The sequence below is a fragment of the Microbacterium sp. A94 genome, from assembly GCF_051842855.1.
In the GTDB taxonomy this organism is placed as follows: domain Bacteria; phylum Actinomycetota; class Actinomycetes; order Actinomycetales; family Microbacteriaceae; genus Microbacterium.
In genome coordinates, this window is record NZ_JBPXMU010000004.1 from 60,410 (window position 1) to 78,933 (window position 18,524).

The 18,524-nt window shown below is 65.3% G+C and carries 19 protein-coding genes; 9 read left to right on the top strand and 10 right to left on the bottom strand.

Going from position 1 to position 18,524, the window contains the following annotated elements; all coding sequences use genetic code 11:
- Positions 1 to 84: 84 nt before the first annotated feature.
- From pstB to ACSU1L_RS11520, 7 genes are all read right to left on the bottom strand, one after another.
- On the bottom strand, positions 85 to 864 hold the full coding sequence (gene pstB / locus ACSU1L_RS11490) for a phosphate ABC transporter ATP-binding protein PstB (protein WP_439255892.1): 780 nt from the start codon (positions 862 to 864) through the stop codon (positions 85 to 87).
- Positions 865 to 897: 33 nt separating this feature from the next.
- Complete coding sequence (gene pstA / locus ACSU1L_RS11495; RefSeq protein WP_439255893.1) at positions 898 to 1,998, bottom strand: phosphate ABC transporter permease PstA; 1,101 nt, start codon at positions 1,996 to 1,998, stop codon at positions 898 to 900.
- Between the two features lies 1 nt (position 1,999).
- Entirely contained in the window at positions 2,000 to 2,971 is a 972-nt protein-coding gene (gene pstC, locus ACSU1L_RS11500; RefSeq protein WP_438255474.1) for a phosphate ABC transporter permease subunit PstC, read from the bottom strand.
- Between the two features lie 116 nt (positions 2,972 to 3,087).
- Positions 3,088 to 4,200 (bottom strand): phosphate ABC transporter substrate-binding protein PstS, encoded by a 1,113-nt coding sequence (locus ACSU1L_RS11505; RefSeq protein ID WP_438255473.1) that lies wholly within the window; start codon positions 4,198 to 4,200, stop codon positions 3,088 to 3,090.
- A gap of 118 nt (positions 4,201 to 4,318) precedes the next feature.
- A complete protein-coding gene (locus ACSU1L_RS11510) occupies positions 4,319 to 5,296 on the bottom strand; it encodes an NUDIX hydrolase (RefSeq protein ID WP_439255894.1) in 978 nt (325 codons plus the stop codon).
- Positions 5,293 to 7,458, bottom strand: a complete 2,166-nt coding sequence (locus tag ACSU1L_RS11515; RefSeq protein WP_439255895.1) for an RNA degradosome polyphosphate kinase — start codon at positions 7,456 to 7,458, stop codon at positions 5,293 to 5,295. The genes ACSU1L_RS11510 and ACSU1L_RS11515 overlap by 4 nt, the downstream gene beginning before the upstream one ends.
- A 52-nt stretch (positions 7,459 to 7,510) precedes the next feature.
- Positions 7,511 to 8,197, bottom strand: a complete 687-nt coding sequence (locus ACSU1L_RS11520) for a winged helix-turn-helix transcriptional regulator (RefSeq protein ID WP_438255470.1) — start codon at positions 8,195 to 8,197, stop codon at positions 7,511 to 7,513.
- Positions 8,198 to 8,328: 131 nt separating this feature from the next.
- On the opposite strand from ACSU1L_RS11520, the gene ACSU1L_RS11525 reads away from it, so the two are divergent.
- The 4 genes from ACSU1L_RS11525 to ACSU1L_RS11540 all read left to right on the top strand — a co-directional run bounded on the left by ACSU1L_RS11525 (position 8,329) and on the right by ACSU1L_RS11540 (position 11,487).
- Entirely contained in the window at positions 8,329 to 8,619 is a 291-nt protein-coding gene (locus ACSU1L_RS11525; protein ID WP_438255469.1) for a hypothetical protein, read from the top strand.
- Positions 8,620 to 8,788: 169 nt separating this feature from the next.
- Positions 8,789 to 9,391, top strand: a complete 603-nt coding sequence (locus tag ACSU1L_RS11530) for an FABP family protein (protein WP_439255896.1) — start codon at positions 8,789 to 8,791, stop codon at positions 9,389 to 9,391.
- The gene (gene ygfZ, locus ACSU1L_RS11535) at positions 9,388 to 10,524 is read left to right on the top strand and encodes a CAF17-like 4Fe-4S cluster assembly/insertion protein YgfZ (protein WP_439255897.1); all 1,137 of its coding nucleotides are present in this window, start codon (positions 9,388 to 9,390) and stop codon (positions 10,522 to 10,524) included. Before ACSU1L_RS11530 ends, ygfZ begins: the two co-directional genes overlap by 4 nt.
- Before the next feature lie 24 nt (positions 10,525 to 10,548).
- Positions 10,549 to 11,487, top strand: coding sequence for a hypothetical protein (locus ACSU1L_RS11540; protein ID WP_439255898.1), 939 nt, complete (start codon positions 10,549 to 10,551; stop codon positions 11,485 to 11,487).
- Between the two features lie 42 nt (positions 11,488 to 11,529).
- On the opposite strand, the gene ACSU1L_RS11545 is transcribed toward ACSU1L_RS11540, so the two are convergent.
- Complete coding sequence (locus ACSU1L_RS11545; protein ID WP_439255899.1) at positions 11,530 to 12,357, bottom strand: class I SAM-dependent methyltransferase; 828 nt, start codon at positions 12,355 to 12,357, stop codon at positions 11,530 to 11,532.
- 47 nt (positions 12,358 to 12,404) lie between these two features.
- On the opposite strand from ACSU1L_RS11545, the gene ACSU1L_RS11550 reads away from it, so the two are divergent.
- Positions 12,405 to 13,154 (top strand): phosphoglyceromutase, encoded by a 750-nt coding sequence (locus tag ACSU1L_RS11550; protein WP_438255464.1) that lies wholly within the window; start codon positions 12,405 to 12,407, stop codon positions 13,152 to 13,154.
- A gap of 72 nt (positions 13,155 to 13,226) precedes the next feature.
- On the opposite strand, the gene phoU is transcribed toward ACSU1L_RS11550, so the two are convergent.
- Entirely contained in the window at positions 13,227 to 13,940 is a 714-nt protein-coding gene (gene phoU, locus ACSU1L_RS11555; RefSeq protein WP_438255463.1) for a phosphate signaling complex protein PhoU, read from the bottom strand.
- A gap of 189 nt (positions 13,941 to 14,129) precedes the next feature.
- On the opposite strand from phoU, the gene ACSU1L_RS11560 reads away from it, so the two are divergent.
- Positions 14,130 to 15,356, top strand: coding sequence for a sensor histidine kinase (locus tag ACSU1L_RS11560; protein WP_438255462.1), 1,227 nt, complete (start codon positions 14,130 to 14,132; stop codon positions 15,354 to 15,356).
- A complete protein-coding gene (locus tag ACSU1L_RS11565; protein ID WP_438255461.1) occupies positions 15,353 to 16,036 on the top strand; it encodes a response regulator in 684 nt (227 codons plus the stop codon). The genes ACSU1L_RS11560 and ACSU1L_RS11565 overlap by 4 nt, the downstream gene beginning before the upstream one ends.
- Before the next feature lie 64 nt (positions 16,037 to 16,100).
- Here the strand turns inward: ACSU1L_RS11565 and ACSU1L_RS11570 are convergent, their stop codons facing one another.
- Positions 16,101 to 16,577 (bottom strand): DNA modification methylase, encoded by a 477-nt coding sequence (locus ACSU1L_RS11570; RefSeq protein WP_438255460.1) that lies wholly within the window; start codon positions 16,575 to 16,577, stop codon positions 16,101 to 16,103.
- A gap of 135 nt (positions 16,578 to 16,712) precedes the next feature.
- Between ACSU1L_RS11570 and ACSU1L_RS11575 the strand changes: the two genes are divergently transcribed.
- Complete coding sequence (locus tag ACSU1L_RS11575; RefSeq protein WP_438255459.1) at positions 16,713 to 17,195, top strand: CarD family transcriptional regulator; 483 nt, start codon at positions 16,713 to 16,715, stop codon at positions 17,193 to 17,195.
- A gap of 121 nt (positions 17,196 to 17,316) precedes the next feature.
- Positions 17,317 to 18,516: a 2-C-methyl-D-erythritol 4-phosphate cytidylyltransferase gene (gene ispD, locus ACSU1L_RS11580; RefSeq protein WP_439255900.1), complete on the top strand. Its 1,200-nt coding sequence runs from the start codon at positions 17,317 to 17,319 to the stop codon at positions 18,514 to 18,516.
- The last annotated feature ends 8 nt before the right edge of the window (positions 18,517 to 18,524 follow it).

Consider the following 18,524-nt stretch of genomic DNA (forward strand, 5'->3'; position numbering starts at 1 on the left):
CTCCGACGGGGCGCGGCACGCCGAGGCGAACCCGAGGCCTCTGGGATTCGGGACAGGGGCGGGTACCGACCGGGAACCGACCGACTACCCGAACCGGCCGGAGACGTAGTCCTCAGTGGCCTGCACGGTTGGGGTGGTGAAGATCGAGGTGGTGTCGCCGTACTCGATGAGCTTGCCGGGCTTGCCGGTACCGGCGATGTTGAAGAACGCGGTCTTGTCCGAGACGCGGGACGCCTGCTGCATGTTGTGCGTGACGATGACGACGGTGTACTGGTTCTTCAGCTCGCCGATCAGTTCCTCGATCGCATAGGTCGAGATCGGGTCCAGAGCTGAGCAGGGCTCGTCCATGAGGATGACCTCGGGCTCAACCGCGATCGCACGGGCGATGCACAGACGCTGCTGCTGGCCGCCGGACAGGCCGGAACCGGGGCGGTCGAGCCGGTCCTTGACCTCGTTCCAGAGGTTCGCGCCGGTCAGCGCACTTTCGACCAGTGCGTCCTGATCGCTCTTCGTCATCCGGGTGTTGTTCAGCTTCACGCCGGCCAGCACGTTCTCCTTGATCGACATCGTCGGGAACGGGTTCGGGCGCTGGAACACCATGCCCACCTGGCGGCGTACGAGCACCGGGTCGACGCCAGGACCATACAGGTCCTTGCCATCGAGCAGCACTTCACCCTGCACGCGAGCGCCCGGGATGACTTCGTGCATGCGGTTCAGGGTGCGCAGGAACGTGGACTTGCCGCAACCGGACGGCCCGATGAACGCTGTGACACTGCGCGGCTGGATCTCGAGAGAGACGCCCTCCACGGCGAGGAAGTCGCCGTAGTAGACGTTGAGGTCGTTGACTTCGATGCTCTTGGACACGTGTGGTTTCCTTACGAACGGATCGGGTGCGGCTCAGCGGCCGGATGTCTTCGGGGCGAACCACTTCGCGATCAGGCGCGCGAGCAGGTTCAGGACCATGACGATCAGGATCAGGGTGAGAGCAGAAGCCCATGCTCGGTCGAGAGCAGCATCCGGGTTCGTGCCCTGGTTCATGTACTGGTTGTAGGCGAACACAGGCAGAGTCATCATCTGCCCGTTGAAGATGTTCGTATTCATACTCATCGTGAATCCGGCGGTCAGCAGCAGCGGTGCGGTCTCACCGATCACGCGAGCGATGGCGAGGGTGATCGAGGTCATGATGCCCGCGATCGAGGTGGGCAGCACCACCTTGAGGATCGTCAGCCACTTCGGCACACCGAGCGCGTAGGCGGCCTCGCGCAGCTCGTTCGGAACGATCTTCAGCAGTTCTTCGCTGCCTCGAACGACCACCGGGGTCATGAGAACTGCCAGCGACAGTGCACCCATGATGCCCATCGAGATGCCGGGCCGGAAGATCAATGAGAAGACCGCGTAGATAAACAGACCGGCGACGATCGAGGGGATTCCGGTCATCACATCGACGAAGAACGTGATGCCCTTCGCGAGCTTTCCGCGGCCGTACTCGACCAGGTAGATCGACGTCATCAGCCCGATGGGCACCGAGATCACGGCGGCGGTGAGCGTGATCAGCAGCGTGCCCCAGATAGCGTGCACGATGCCGCCGCCGTCACCGACGACATTGCGCATCGAGAAGGAGAAGAACTCGGCGTCGAAGCGGTTGAGGCCGTTGGAGACCACGGTCCACAGTAGTGAGACCAGGGGCATCAGGGCGATCAGGAATGCTGTTGCCACGAGTGCCGTCATCAGCCGGTCGACCGCCTTGCGGCGGCTTTCCACGATCATCGACAGCACCGTGATCAGCACCATGTAGATCAGGATGCCGATGATCGATGCGCCCACGATGTTGAAGTCGGCGAGATCCTCACCGATGCTCGTAACGCCGAACACAGCGAACGAGATGACCCACGACAGCAGCAGCAGTGCCCAGGGTGCCCACTTCGGGAGCCTGCCCGATGTGAGCGAGACGTTGGGGGCGCTGGCGGGTGAGACGTCGGGCTCGACGGTGATGGTCATATCAGTTCGCTCCCGAGAACTCGGCGCGGCGGGCGACGATCCAGCGTGCCAGCGCATTGACCGCGAAGGTCACGACGAAGAGGATGAGGCCGGTTGCGACCAGTGTGTTGACGCCGGTGCCGTGCGCTTCCGGAAAAGCGAGGGCGATGTTCGCGGGGATCGGCGTCGGGTTGGTGGCGGTGATCACCAGGAAGCTGATGACGGCGGACGGTGAGAGCACCATCGTCACGGCCATCGTCTCGCCGAGTGCGCGGCCGAGAGCGAGCATCGCGGCCGAGACCATGCCGCCGCGAGCGAATGGCAGCACAGCCATCCGCACCATCTCCCAGCGCGTTGCGCCGAGCGCGAGCGCCGCCTCTTCGTGGAGGGTGGGCGTCTGCAGGAAGACTTCACGGCAGATCGCGGTCATGATCGGGATGCACATCACGGCGAGCACGAGAGCTGCCGTCAGGATGGTCTTTCCGGTCGAGGAGACCTGGCCTTGGAAGAACGGGATCCAGCTCGCGTTCTCGCTCAGCCACGCATAGATCGGCTGGAGCATCGGGGCGAGCACGAGGCCGCCCCACAGGCCGAAGACGACCGAGGGGACCGCGGCGAGCAGATCGATGATGTAGCCCAGCAGCGAGGCGAGCTTGCGGGGTGCGTAGTGGGAGATGAACAGCGCGATGCCGATGGAGATCGGAGCTGCGATGACCAGCGCCATGAACGCGGCCCAGAGCGTGCCGAAGACCAGCGGCCAGACGTATGTCCAGAACGACTCACCCTTGAGGATGTGGTTATCGCTGGTGTCGGCCTGAAACGCGGGGATGCTCTGGATGATGAGGAACGTCGCAACAGCGGCCAGGACGATGAGGATGATGACCCCGGCGCCCAGCGCGGTTCCGGAGAATACCCGGTCGCCGAGGCGCTGCTTGGCTTTGATCGTGGCCGGCGGATCGGTGCGCGCGGTCTTTACCTGCTCGGTCGTGCTCATGGTCTCCCTGTTTCGGGCGGAGGAGTCGGAGTGAATCGTAGCGTGCTCGTCGATGCCCCCGCACCCTAGTCTGGGTGCGAGGGCATCGACGTCAGCTGTATGCCATCAGGGCGTTATCAGCCGACCTGGATGAGGTCGATCGCAGCGAGGACCTTGTCGCGCAGGCCGTCCGAGATGGGGGCGTTGCCGGCGTTGTCTGCGGCGGCATCCTGGCCCTCGGGGCTGGCGATGTAGGTGAAGTACGACTTGACGAGCTCAGCGACGTTCGCGTCCTCGTACTGCTCGCAGCCGATCAGGTAGCTGACCAGGGCGATCGGGTAAGCACCGTCTGCTGCAGCAGCAGGGTCAACAGCGAACGCAAGGTCGCCGGCCCCGCGGCCCTCTTCGAGCTCTGCGCCCTCGACGAGCTGCGATGCGGCCTCCGCCGAGTACGCGATGTACTCGCCGTTGACGCCGACGTGCACCTGGCCGAGGTCGCCGACCTGGGAAGCGTCAGCAAAGCCGATCGCACCGTTGCCGGCCGTGATGGCCTGAACGACGCCGGAGGTGCCCTGTGCGGCCTCGCCGCCCTCGATCGGCCACTCGTCGGAAACCTCGTAGGTCCAGATGTCGGGAGCGGTCGCCGCGAGGTAGTTGGTGAAGGTCTCCTGCGTGCCCGAAGGGTCGGAGCGGTGAACCGGCGAGATGGCCAGGTCGGGGAGCGTGGCGTCGGGGTTGAGCGTCGCGATCGCGGAGTCGTTCCAGTTGGTGATGGTGCCGCCGAAGATGCTCGCGATGGTGGCGGCGTCCAGGTTCAGCGTGTCGACGCCCTCGAGGTTGAACGCGACGGCGACCGGCGAGATGTAGACGGGGATTTCGACGATGTCGTCCGTGGTGCAGGCGCCGAAGCCGCCGGCGGCGATCTCCTCAGCGTTGAACGCACGGTCGGAGCCGATGAAGCTGCTGCCACCCTCGAGGAAGTTCTCGCGGCCGGTGCCCGAGCCAGTGGGCTCGTAGTTGACGGTGACCTCAACGTTGGCGGTCTGGAACGCGGCGACCCAGGCTTCCTGGGCTGCTGCCTGCGAGGAAGCGCCGGTGGCGTCGATGGTGCCGGAGAGTGCGGTTGCGCCGGTCTCGGCGGGTGCATCGGATGATTCGCCTGCAGGGGCTTCGTTCGCGGCGCAGCCGGCGAGAGCGAGAGCGGCCACGGCGCCGACGGCGCCGATTCGTGCGATTCGGGAGATCTTCACTGTGGATCCTTCGATCGTGGATGGTTGGGCCCGGTGCAGGGCACACAGTGACGCTAAGTGCGACAGTTAACGAGACTGTCCCGCGGAGGTAAACAGAAGGTGAACGACTGGCGAAGCGTCAGACTTTCGGGACGTGCGTCTCGATCGAGATGATCCCCGAGCCGGGGTTGGTCGCCGACAGATGTGCGACCGAGAAAGCCGCCACTTCGAGCGCGGAAGCGCTGCCCAGGTACGACCCCGGCATGGTGCCGGTGGCCAGGGCGAGTTCGCTGAAGATGTCGGGGAGTACCGGGCCGTGACTGCACAGCACCGCGGGTTTGCCGGTGCGCACGCGTTTGCCGATCACCATCCGTGCGTCCGAACGCCCGTCTTCCCAGGCATCCTGGCTGATGAGCTCGGTCTGCACGGGCTTGCGATCGAGCGCCTTCGCCAGCGGCGTGATCGTCTGCACGCACCGGACGGCGTCACTGGTGATGATCTTGCGGACCCCGAAAGCGAGGAGCGGTGCGACGATGGCGGCGGCCTGCTTCTTGCCGCGCTCGGTCAGCACCCGCGAAGCATCCGACATCTCCCAATCGGAGCGTCCGACAGCTTTCGCGTGACGCAGCGCGATGATCGGAAAGGTGCGCAGGATGCCGTCATCGACGAGTTTTTCGAACCCATCCAGGATTTCCAGATCCACGGGGTAGCTCAGGCACTTTCGGGCCTTCTTCACACTGACCCATTCCAGACCCGAGATCTCGTGGTTCGGGACGAAGGCCGAGTTGCGGATGGCCTCCTCGGTGGCCTCAGCAGCCCAGTAGTGCACGACTTTCTGCCGCTTGGGTCGCATGAAGTACCTGCTCACCCCGACGGGGACGCCGAGGGCGACGCGGATGCCGGTCTCCTCGAAGACCTCGCGCACCGCCGTCTGGGCGAGCATCTCGCCGGGATCGACCTTCCCCTTGGGAAGGGTCACATCCCGATACTTCGTGCGGTGGATGAGCAGCACGCGGAGTTTGCCGTCCACCAGCCGCCAGACCACGGCGCCTGCCGCGTACACAGCCTTGTCGTCTTGCACGATCTCGGTCGCTCCCTCAGCCGATCGCAACGTCATCGAACCGAACGCGGACGCCGACGGCGTCGAACCTGGTTCATGGTCTTATCTTGCAGGTCGACCAGCGGGTTGCCCTCGGCGTCGACGGCGTGCCGCTCCCACGTGCCCTCGGCTCCGAGATGCCACGAGCTGGTGCCGTCATCCATTGCCAGATCGAAGAAGGTGAGCAGTTCCTTGATATGGGCGGGATCGGTCACGCGCACCAGCGCCTCAACTCGTCGATCGAGGTTGCGGTGCATCATGTCGGCGCTGCCGATGTGCACCTGCGGGTCGCCACCGTTCTCGAACGCGAAGATTCGCGAGTGCTCGAGATATCTGCCCAGGATGCTGCGCACGGTGATGTTGTCACTGGTTCCGGGCAGGTCGACCTTGATGCTGCAGATGCCGCGCACCCAGATGTCGACTTTCACCCCGGCCTGGCTGGCGCGGTAGAGCGCGTCGATGATCTCTTCGTCGACGAGCGAGTTCACCTTGATGCGGATGTGCGCCGGGCGACCCTCGAGGGCATTCGTGCGCTCGTTGTTGATTTGGCGCAGCAGTCCCTTGCGCAGGTGCAGCGGGGCGACGAGCAGGCGCTTGAACTTCTTCTCGATCGCGTAGCCGCTGAGCTCATTGAACAGTCTGGTGAGGTCCTTGCCGACCTGTGCGTCAGCGGTGAACAGGCCGAAGTCCTCATAGACGCGGCTGGTCTTCGGATTGTAGTTTCCGGTGCCGACGTGCGAGTAGTGGCGAAGTTTGCCCTCTTCCTCACGGATGACGAGGGCGAGCTTGCAGTGCGTCTTCAGCCCCACCAGGCCGTAGACGACGTGGACGCCGGCCTTTTCGAGCTTGCGGGCCCAGACGATGTTGTTGGCCTCATCGAAGCGAGCCTTCACCTCGACGAGGGCGAGCACAGACTTTCCCGCCTCAGCCGCATCGATGAGCGCCTGCACAACAGGGCTGTCACCGGAGGTGCGGTACAGAGTCTGCTTGATGGCGAGGACATGCGGGTCGCGAGCTGCTTGCTCGAGGAACGCCTGCACACTGGTGGCGAAGGACTCGTAGGGGTGATGCACGAGCACATCCGCCTTGCCGATCGCGGCGAAGATATCGGCGCGGGTGGCGGAACCAGCCGGCTGGAACGCCACCGCCGTCGTCGGCAGATGTGGCGGGTACCGCAGATCAGGGCGGTCGACCCTGGACAGTGAGAACAGTCCGCGGAGGTCAAGCGGGCCGGGAAGTCGGTAGACCTCCTGCTCAGTGATGTCGAGCTCTTTGATGAGCAGATCCAGGGTGAGATCATCCATGTCATCGTTGATCTCGAGACGGATCGGCGGCCCGAAGCGGCGACGCAGCAGCTCAGCTTCGAGCGCCTGGATGAGGTTCTCGCTCTCATCCTCCTCGATCTCGACATCCTCGTTCCGGGTGAGTCGGAACGCGTGATGATCGAGTACTTCCATGCCGGGGAACAGATCGCCCAGGTGATTGGCGATCAGCTCTTCCAGACGCAGGAACCGCTTGATCTCACCCGTGCCCGGAACCTCGACGAACCGCGGCAGCATCGGCGGTACCTTCAGACGCGCGAATTCCTGCCGGCCGGTGCGGGCATTGCGAATGCGAATGGCGAGGTTCAACGACAGTCCCGAAATGTACGGGAAGGGGTGCGCCGGATCCACGGCGAGCGGCATGAGAACGGGAAAGACCTGCAGCTGGAAGTACTCGGTCAGAGCTTCGCGCTCCGAGTCGACGAGTTCGTCCCACTCGGTGATCTCGATTCCGGCATCCGCGAGCGCCGGGCGCACCAGATCGATCCACGCGGCGGCATGGCGCAGCTGCAGCGCATGGGCGTCGCGGGAAATGTCTGCGAGAACGTCAGAGGGGGAGCGGCCGACATTGGAGGGCACCGCGAGGCCAGTGACGATACGGCGTTTGAGCCCGGCGACGCGCACCATGAAGAACTCATCGAGGTTGCTCGCGAAGATCGCCAGGAAGTTCGATCGTTCCAGCTCGGGAAGGCTCGTATCCTCCGCCAGTTCGAGCACGCGCTGGTTGAACGCGAGCCAGCTGATCTCTCGGTCGTGGAAGCGATGGTCGGGTAACTGGGAGTCCGGAGATTCGATGGCGTCGAAGTCATCGTCCTCGGCGTCACCCAGGCCGGCGTCTGCGAGAGCTGGATCGATCATGCTGTATATCTTGGCATCGAGACGTGGCTTAGGTGTGAACGAATCCGGTGTCTTACCGTGACGTGGCGGTCAGTTGGTCTTCGTCGTACACATTGAAGCGGTAGCCGACGTTGCGCACAGTGCCGATGATCTGCTCCTGGTCGCCGAGTTTGGCGCGCAGGCGCCGGACGTGCACGTCGACCGTGCGGGTACCGCCGAAGTAGTCGTATCCCCATACCTCGCTGAGTAGCTGCTCACGAGTGAAGACCCGTGCGGGGTGGGTGGCCAGGAAGTGCAGCAGCTGAAACTCCTTGTATGTCAGATCCAGCGGTTTGCCGCGGAGCTTCGCCGCGTACGACTGCTCGTCGATCGTGATGCCGGATGCCTGCACCCGACTTGATTCAGCCGTCACCGTGCTGCGGGCCAGAGCGAGCCTGATGCGCGCATCGATCTCGGCGGGACCGGCACCGGTGAGCAGGACGTCATCAATGCCCCAGTCCCCGGAGACGGCGCTCAGCCCACCCTCGGTGACCACGAGCAACAGCGGCGCATCCTGGCCCGTTGTGCGCAGAAGCTTGCACAGCGATTTCGCGCCCACCAGGTCATTACGGGCATCCACGATCACGACGTCACTGTCCGGAGCGGTCACCAGCTGCGCGGGTTCTGCCGGGATCTGGCGCACCTGATGGCCGAGCAGCTCCAGGGCGGGCAGAGCGTGCTCCGCAGGAGGAGCCGACGACAGAATCAGGATCAGGGCCACGCACTTTCCTCTCGGACGACGTGTGCGACGCCCAGTACGGCAGTCAATACCGTGCGCCAATAATACCGACCGAGCTTGCGCCTTCGCACGCAGAGAAGAGCAATGTGCGTCGAATGCGTAACAATGGACTCATGTCGGAACCCGCTCTCGCGCCACGCAGCCCGCTCAGCGGTGTGCTCATCGTCTGGGCTATCGCGCTTGCCGCTGCCATCGCCATCGGCATCTTCGTGCCGGAGATCTGGCAGGTGCAATGGTTGCTCGTCGCCTTCGGCGGCTCGATTCTGCTGTCATTCGCCGTGCAGCTCTGGTACGGCCAGGCGAAGGGCTTCATCTTCCGGCTCGCGGTGAGTGTGACCGGCGCGCTGCTGCTTCTGGGTGTGGTGTCGGCAGGCTTCGCGCTCGCCGCCCTCGTGCCTGCGTAACACAGCTTCGTCTTCATCCGTGGCAGCGGGGGTAGAGTGGGGCTATGGATCTCGTCGCTCTTGAACTCTTCTTCATCGGTCTGCTGGGCCTTGCGAGTCTCGCGATCGTCTTCGTCGCAGGCGTCGTGCTACGCAACCTCTTCCGCGGCCAGCGCTGACCGAGGATTCCGTGCTCGAGCTTCCCGCTGATCTTCCGGCAGACCTCGCCCCGCTGAGCTGGCTCATCGGGGTCTGGGAGGGCACCGGAGTCATCGAGTACACCGCGGGCGACCACCGATTCCAGGGCGAGTTCACCCATCGGGTGAGTTTCAGCCATGACGGAGTCGGGTACCTGAACTATGCGGCCACCGCTTCGATGAACACCGACGGCGCTGAAGCCGCGGTCCCACTCGTCGCTGAGAGCGGATTCTGGCGTCTGGCGCGTCCGGCGACCGCGGCGGATGCCGGTCCCGCACTGCTGCCACCGAGCGCCGCCGCAGCCGTGCGCACGGTTCACGACGTCGAGGAGCTGCGTCTGGAATCCGGCGGATTCCCGTTGGAAGTGTCGATCGCGCACTCCGATGGCACTCTCGAGCTCTATCTCGGCGAGGCCAACGGCCCGCGCATTGACATCGGAACCGATGCGGTCATCCGTGGTGCCGGTGGCAAGGCCTATAACGCCGCCAGCCGCATGTACGGCCTGGTCGAGGGGCATCTGCTCTGGGCCTGGGACATCGCGGCGCTCGGCGCTGAGATGAGTTCGCACGCTTCGGCACGTCTGGCGCGGGTATGAGCGCCGCTGCGTTGACCACGGCGTTTGCCGGGCTTGCTGGTGCGGTCGAATCCGGCGGCGTCATCATGCACTTCGGCGACCCGATGCGCGAGCAGCGCCGGCTGGTCAGCGGTTCGGCCGTCGCACCGCTCGGCGATCGCACCGTGATCGAGGTCGCGGGTGAGGACCGGCTCAGCTGGTTGGATTCCATCACCACACAGTCGGTTGCGCGCCTTGCACCCGGTGAGAGCACGGAGCTGCTGGTGCTCGACCCGCAGGGCCGAGTCGAGCACGCCGCCGGCGTTCTCGAGGATGGCACGTCCGTGTGGTTGATCGCGGATGCTGCGGATGCTGAGCCGCTGGCGGCCTGGCTGGGACGCATGGTGTTCCGCTCGCGCGTGACCGTGACGCTGCGTCCGGAACTCGGTCTGCTGGGCTTCTTCGGCGGCGGCGACGCCGAGAGCGCATTGCGTGAGATCGCCCTGGCGCCGAACGGCCTATCGCTGCTGTGGAGCGACCCGTGGACGGCGGTGCAGGCTGGCGGTCACCAGTATGCGAACGTGACGTCGCACCCGGCCGCCGAGTACAACTGGCACGTCGCGATCGTTGATGGGGATGCTGCGGCATCCGTCGCGCAGCGCGCAGCAGACATCGGCGTCGCAGGGATCTTGGCCGCCGAGGCCCTGCGCATCGCCGCATGGCGCCCGCGCTGGGTGAGCGAGGTCGATGAGCGCTCACTCCCGCATGAATCGGATTGGATCCGCAGCGCCGTGCACATGAACAAGGGCTGCTACCGCGGGCAGGAGACGGTCGCGAAGGTACACAACCTCGGGCATCCGCCGCGTCGCCTCGCAGCGCTGCAGTTGGATGGCAGCGATGACGTGCTGCCCGAGCCCGGGGCATCCGTTCTCGCAGACGGCAAGGAGGTCGGCCAGATCACCTCGGCCGCCCGTCATTACGAGGACGGCCCGATCGCGCTGGCGATCCTGTCGCGTCGTGCGCCGGCCGGAGATCTCGTCGTGCACTCCGATGGCACCGACATCGCTGCCGCGCAGCAGGTCATCGTTCCCGCAGACGCCGGAGCGACCGCTGATGTGCCGCGATTGACGCGACTGTCCCGCCGCCCTGAGGGCCAGGACCCGCGTAAGGCATAGTCCCCGCCGCGATAGCGTTGTCGGATGCTCGATGATGTGAAGACCCGGACGAGATGGGAAGACCTCCCCGCAGGCCTGCGAGCCGAGAGCGAGCGCATCCTCGGCGCACCGATCAGCTCGGCGACCAGCCAGGCGGGTGGATTCTCTCCGGGCAGCGCTGATCGTCTGGTCGCGGCGAACGGACGCCGAGCGTTTGTCAAGGCGATCCAGCGCGACCACAACCCCGGCGCATTCGAACTGCACGCGCGCGAGCTCGTCGTGATGGCGGCTCTTCCGGCAACCGTCGACGCGCCACGCCTGCTGGGATCCTGGCGTGATGATGACACGATCGGCCTCATCATCGAAGACATCGACGGACGTCATCCGGGTGAGCCCGCTGACGGGCGCGACCTCGTCGCCATCCTTGACGCCTTCGCCACGCTGCCGGTCGTCACCGGCACTGCACTGGAAGCCCTCCCTCGAGCCGCGGACGAGTTCGTCTCGGAGCGCGACAGCTGGAAGGCTCTGGCGGCAGACAGCACGGGCGCTGATCTGCCGAACTGGGTCGTCGCATCGTTCGACAGGCTGGCTGACGCGGCATCCGGAGTGTGCGAGGCGGTCGATGGCGAGCATCTGCTGCATCTCGACGTGCGCGCCGACAACGTGATCATCGATCCGAGTGGACGGGCGTGGCTCATTGACTGGCCGTGGGCTGCTGTGGGCGCCCGCTGGGTGGACGGCGTCCCCTATCTGCTCGACGCGCGTCTGCGCGGTGAGCCGATCGATGCGGAGGAACTGCTGCGCACGCATCCGCTCTTCGCCGAGACCACCGACGCCCAGGTTGATGCGATGCTCGCCGGCATCGTCGGCCGCTGGTTCGATCAGGCCCGTCTGCCTGCGCCGCCGAGCATGCCGACGCTGCGTGCATTCCAGCGCAGCGAGGCACTCGCCGGTGTCGCCTGGCTCACCGAGCGCTGGGGCTGACAGGCGGTAAGTTCTCGCGGGTGGCCGGGCATCTCGGCCAGCTCAATGAGCGGCGGGTGCCACGGCACTCCACGGCACGGTGAGCTCGCCCAGGCGCCAACGGGTACGGTCGCCCAGTACCGGCCAGCCCTGATCCTTCAGAGCCTTCACCGCGGCCAGGAAACGCTGGGTCGAACCGAACGTCGACAGCGCGGCCGCCCGTTCCCACTCGCGATCCAGATCGACCAGCAGGTCATGGATGCGCTCACCGGGGATGTTGCGATGAATCAGCGCTTTCGGGAGCCGCTCCGCGACGATCCCGGGATGCTCCAGCTCAGCCAGCCGCAGTGAGATCGTGAATCGTACCGGGGTGCCCGTGGGCGAGACATCGGCCCAGCTGGAGATCCGGCCGATCTCATCGCAGGTGCCCTCGAACAGCATCCCGTCGGGGGCTAGACGTGCGGTCATCGAACGCCACGCTTGTGCGACGTCCGACTCGTCGTACTGGCGCAGCACGTTCATCGCCCTGATCGCCGCGGGGCGGCGTCCGGCGGCAAGCGGCACCTCGAAGCCGCCGCGCGCGAACGAGACACGCAGATCGGGGGCGAACGTGGTCCGTCCGGCGCGGACGTCCTCGAGCTGGCGGCGCGCGGTGGCCACCCGCTCGGGATCGAGTTCGAAACCGATGACCTCGGCGTCGGGTCGCACCTTCGCCAGTCGGGTGGCCAGTTCGAACGCCGTCACGCCGCTGGCGCCGTAGCCGAGGTCGATGACGAGCGGGTCGCTGGCCCGTCGGAAAGCGTCGGATGCCGCGATCCAGCGGTCGTTGCGGCGGAGTCGGTTGGTCCCCGTCGTTCCCCTGGTTGGGTGTCCGAGAGGAGATGACGCCATACGACCATTCTGGCATCGGCGGCGAGGGTGCTCGATAGACTGGAGGCATGACTGCGACGCGCACCCTCATCCTGCTCCGCCACGGCCAGAGCGAGTGGAACGAACTGAACCTCTTCACCGGCTGGGTGGATGTCCGCCTCACCGAAAAGGGAAAGAACGAGGCGCGCCGCGGCGGTGAGCTCCTCGCCGAATCCGGCCTGCTGCCCGATGTGCTGCACACCTCGCTGCTCAGCCGCGCCATCCAGACGGCGAACATCGCGCTGGACGCAGCTGACCGGCTGTGGATCCCGCTGACCCGCTCCTGGCGCCTCAACGAGCGTCACTACGGTGCGCTGCAGGGCAAGGATAAGGCACAGACGCTGGAGGAGTTCGGCCCGGAGCAGTTCCAGCTGTGGCGTCGCTCCTTCGATGTGCCGCCGCCCCTGCTCGACGACGCCAGCGAGTTCAGCCAGGTGAACGACCCGCGCTACGCCGACATCGACGGCGAGGTGCCCCGCACCGAGTCGCTCAAGATCGTCATCGACCGGATGCTGCCCTACTGGGAGAGCTCGATCGTTCCTGACCTCGAGGCGGGCAAGACTGTGCTCGTCGTGGCGCACGGCAATTCGCTGCGCGGGCTTGTCAAGCACCTCGATGGCATCAGTGACGAGGACATCGCCGAGCTGAACATCCCCACCGGCATCCCGCTGGTCTACGAACTCGACGAGAACAACGTCCCCACCGGTCCTGGCCGTTACCTCGACCCCGAAGCCGCCGCTGCCGGTGCCGCTGCTGTGGCTTCGCAGGGTAAGAAGTAACCCACCGTTCTACGCCGAAACCCCGGATTCCTTCGTGAGGAACCCGGGGTTTCGGCTATCGTGCGGGGAAGATCAGGCGAGGCCACTGCTTCCGGTGTCCTCGGATGCGATCTCGGCCGCGGCGAGGGCGATGTCTTCTTCGTCGACGGCCCAGTCGCCGGTGGCAAGGTAAACGACCTTCTTCGCGATGGCGACGGCGTGGTCGGCGAAGCGCTCGTGGTAACGGCTGGCGAGGGTGGCGTCGACTGTTGCGCCGGCCTCACCCTTCCAATTGTCGCTGAGCACCTTTTCGAACACGCGAGCGTGGAGCTCATCGACCTCATCATCGGCATTGCGGATGTCGTCGGCCAGACGCAGATCCTGCGTACGCAGCAGCTCTGACAGGGTGCGCGCGACCTCGACGTCCTTCTCGCCCATCTTCGTGAAGGTGCTCTTGAGCCCCTTGGGGATGGCACGCTCAGGGAAGCGCAGGCGGGCGAGCTGGGCGATGTGCTCAGACATATCGCCCATGCGCTCCAGGGAGGCGCTGACGCGCAGCGCGAACACGACGATGCGCAGGTCGCGGGCGACCGGCTGCTGGCGGGCGAGGATCTCGATCGCCAACTCATCGAGCTTGACCGCGAGCTCATCGATCATCGGGTCGTCGGCGATCACCTCTTCTGCGAGCGAGACATCGCTGGTGGCAAAGGCGCGGGTGGCCTTATCGATGGAGACCGTGACGAGGTCGGCGATCTCCACGAGACGGGACTGCAGATCCTCAAGGGACTGGTGGAAGACTTCGCGCATGTGCGGCGCAACCTTTCATTCGGAACTCGGGCGGGTCCGGCGGCCGTGGAAAGACGTGCAACGGCCCTCAGCGATTGTCTTCGTTGAAGGTTAACGAATGGTGCCCGATAGGTGAATACTAGTTCTCCGTTCGTTGATCTGCCGCGGAAACCCGCCGAAGCGGAGGTGAATGGCGCCTACGCTGTAAGTATGACCACCCCGCAGATTGCGCTGCTCGCACTCGCTGTGGGCCTCGCCATCGGTGTGGGCCTGTCGGTGCTGATCGTGTGGGCGTATCGCGTCCGCGCCAGAGTGGCTCAGGAAGCCTCAGGGGATGTTCCCCATGGTGCAGCCGAGGTGCTGGAGAGTATGGATGATGCCGCCTGCATCATCGACGCTTCCGGACTCGTCCTCGGCAGCTCTCAGGCCGCCGCACGGTTCGGCATCGACGTCGGAGCGACCCTCGACAACCTGGAGCTGCGACAGTTGGTGCGCACGGTGCGCACCACCGGTGCAACCGATACCGAGACGATGCGCATCACGCGGCCTGGTGTCAGCCTGGATCCGCGCCTGGTGTCTGCACGGGCGAGCGCTCTCGGGTCACGCTTGACCCTCCTCATCATCCGGGACGTCACCGAGCAGGAGCGACTGGATCAGGTGCGCCGCGACTTCGTTGCCAACACCAGTCATGAGCTGAAGACTCCGGTGGGTGCGGTGAGTCTGCTCGCCGAGGCCATCGAATCGGCAGCCGATGATCCCGCGCAGGTGCGCATTTTCGCCTCGCGTATCTCAGCCGAAGCGGCCCGTCTCGGCCAGCTCACCGGGCGCATCATGAGCCTGTCGCGATTGCAGGCAGCTGATGGGATCACCGACTTCAGCCCGGTTGCCCTCGATGAGGTCATCACCTCCTCGATCGAGGCGCACATCGTGCAGGCAGATTCGGCCGGGGTAGAACTTCTGCGCGGCGGTGACCGCGGCGCGTACGTCCGCGGTGACGCGCAGATCCTCATCGAGGCGGTGAGTAATCTCATAGCGAACGCCATCGTGTACTCGCCCAAGGAATCACGCGTGGGCATCGGTGTGCGCATCGAGGGCGACGTGGTCGAGATTGCCGTCTCGGACCAGGGAATCGGAATCACCGAGTCCGACCGGGAGCGCATCTTCGAGCGGTTCTACCGCGCGGATGAAGCCCGCTCGCGCCGGACCGGCGGAACGGGACTCGGCCTGTCGATCGTGAAGCACGCCACCCAGCGACACGGCGGTGAAGTGCGGCTGTGGTCCCGCCCAGGTCGCGGTTCTACGTTCACCATGGCGCTGCCGCGCGTCGAAGCCCCGGCGCTGGGGGACACCGACGACCGCAATACCAAGAAGAAGCGCGTACGCAAGGCGGCCAAGCAGGCCGTACCCGTGCGCGTCCGAAACGGAGAGACTGCATGACCCGCATCCTGATCGTCGAGGACGAACCCGATCTCGCCGACCCGCTCGCCTACCTGTTGCGCCGAGAGGGATACGAGGTGGACATCGCCGAAGACGGACCCGGAGCACTTGCCGCGTTCGGTGAGCGAGGCGCCGACGTAGTCCTGCTCGACCTCATGCTTCCCGGGATGCCCGGCACCGAAGTGTGCCGTCAGATCCGGTCCACATCTGCGGTGCCGATCATCATGCTCACCGCGAAGGATTCCGAAGTGGATATCGTCGTCGGGCTGGAGCTCGGAGCCGATGACTACATCACCAAGCCGTACTCCTCGCGGGAGCTACTTGCGCGCATGCGTGCAGTGCTGCGCCGGGCGGTGCAGGCGGACAGCGACGTCGACGAACGGGTTCTCGAGGGCGGCCGTGTCGCTTTGGACATCGACCGGCACACGGTCACCGTCGCAGGCGAGGAGATCAATATGCCGCTGAAGGAGTTCGAGCTGCTCGAGCTCCTCATGCGCAACTCCGGACGTGTGCTCACGCGCGGTCAGCTGATCGATCGGGTGTGGGGCAGCGACTACTTCGGCGACACGAAGACGCTTGACGTGCACATCAAGCGCATCCGCTCGCGCATCGAAGAGAGTCCGAGTGAGCCGGTCATGCTCGTGACCGTTCGCGGACTGGGCTACCGCTTCGAAGGCTGAGCCGAACGCAGAAGAGGCCGGCACCCATCGGGTGTCGGCCTCTTCTGTGTTCAGCAGGAGCGGATCAGTCCTCCTGCGGAACCAAGTCTGCGTAGTAAGGCGTGGTGCCGTCGAGGACGGGAACCTCAGCGGTAGCGCCGGTGGCGTCACCGGACTGGAAGTACATCTCGACCGTGGCGCCGGGCTTCGTGTCGAGGCCGTCGATGCGCAGCGGGTCGGCGTTCGCGCCCAGGCTCACAGTGTCGCCGGCTTCGACGCGGACCGACAGCGGCTCGAGGCCTTCGATCTCGACCGTGAGAGTCGCGTTGTCTTCGGTGTCGTTGACGATCGCTGCGATGAGGTTTCCGGTGGATCCGTCGTCGGTGGCGATGACCATCGCGTTGCGGATCTGCAGCGGACCATCGGAGTCAGGAACGCCGACACCGTCAGACACGTTGTACGGATCGATAGATGTCGCCTGCGGCGTGATGAAGGTGCATCCCGTCGCGCCGAGAAGAACAAGGGCGCTGAGGGCGGCTGACACTACAAGGCGCGTTTTCACGAGTCCTCCTGAAGACTTTGGGATATCCGTATCCATTGTATGGGTATCGGAGAGGTAGCTCGGGAACCGTGCGGGGGCAAACCTTAGCGCATGTCGCCTGTGGTATTCTGGAGGTTGCCGAAAGGACACGATTTTATGCTTTTTGAGGTTGGCGAAACTGTCGTCTATCCGCACCATGGGGCTGCGACGATCATCGAGGTCAAGGATCGCGTCATTAAGGGCGAGACGAAGAAGTATTTGAAGCTCAACGTCACCCAGGGTGACTTGATCATCGAGGTACCCGCCGAGAACGTCGATTTGGTCGGCGTTCGCGATGTCATCGGCCAGGAGGGGCTCGACCAGGTGTTCGAGGTACTTCGTGCGCCGTTCACGGAAGAGCCGACCAACTGGTCTCGCCGATACAAGGCGAACCTTGAGAAGCTCGCCTCTGGCGATGTGATCAAGGTCAGCGAGGTCGTCCGCGACCTGTGGCGCCGCGATCAGGACCGCGGCCTGTCCGCTGGTGAGAAGCGCATGCTTGCGAAGGCGCGTCAGATTCTTATCTCCGAGCTTGCGCTCGCTGAGAAGTGCGACGAAGACAAGGCCGGCGTCATTCTTGACGAGGTTCTTGCCTCCTAAGTAGCAGCGTCGCGAGAAACATCCTGCGGCATGAGAAACATCGTTCTTCGACGTTTCTCATGCCGCAGTTCCTTTCTCGGGCGGCTCTCAGGCGGCTCTCGGGCGGCGGTAGCCTGGGATGGTGACTCTCCTTCCTGTGCCAACGACCGCGATCATCGTGGTCGCAGCTGGTTCTGGTTCGCGGCTGGGTGCCGGCGCGCCCAAAGCGTTCGTCGGCATCGATGAGCGATCCGTTCTGCGCCACGCGCTCGACGGCGTGTTTGCCGCGGGCCCCGCGCAGGTGATCGTCGTCGCGCCCGCCGAGCGCGCCGGTGATGCCGAGACCGTACTGATCGAGGCCGCCGGCGACCGGCGAGACCTCGGCCGGGTCGTTGTCGGCGGCGAGACCCGCCAGCAATCGGTCGCTGCTGGTCTCCGCGCGCTGTGGGGCGACATCACCACCGTGCTCGTGCACGATGCGGCACGGGCGCTGACCCCGTCATCGCAGATCGACGCTGTCGCGCAAGCGGTCACAGACGCCTCGGGTGTCATCCCGGTACTTGCCGTGATCGACACCATCAAACGAGTGGATGCTGAGAGCATCGTGGCTGCGGTGGACCGCTCTGAGCTCGCCGCGGCGCAGACCCCGCAGGGTTTTCCGCGCGAGCTGCTGGCCGGCGCATACGCTGCTGCGCTCGCATCCGGTGCCGAGTACACCGACGATGCGGCGCTGTTCGCTGCTGCCGGGCACCCGGTGCGGCACGTCCCCGGGTCGCCGCTGGCATTCAAGATCACCACTCCGGACGATCTGGACCGCGCGCGGCACCTGCTTGGCGGCACACGCGATTCCTTCAGCGCGGTGCCGACGATTCCCCGCGTGGGCATCGGCACCGACGTGCATGCCTTCGGCGGCGAAGGCGATCTGTGGCTAGCCGGCCTTCAGTGGCCGGGGGAGCAGGCGCTGTCCGGGCACTCCGACGGTGACGCCGTCGCTCACGCGATCGTTGACGCCCTGCTCGGAGCTGCCGGGCTCGGCGACATCGGACAGCACTTCGGCACCGCGCATCCGGAGTACGCCGGAGCACACGGTGACGTGTTCCTCGCGCGCACCCGCGAGATCCTTGCTGAAGAGGGATATGCGATCGGCAACGTTTCCGTGCAGTTCCAGGCGAATCGGCCGCGGTTTAGTGCTCGACGGGCAGAAGCCGAGGCCGTGCTGTCTGCCGCGTTGGGGGGCGTGCCGGTTTCCGTTTCGGCGACGACGACCGACGGACTCGGGTTCACCGGTCGCGGCGAAGGCATCGCGGCAACAGCAATCGCCTCGGTGCATCCGATCCGATAGGTAATTGC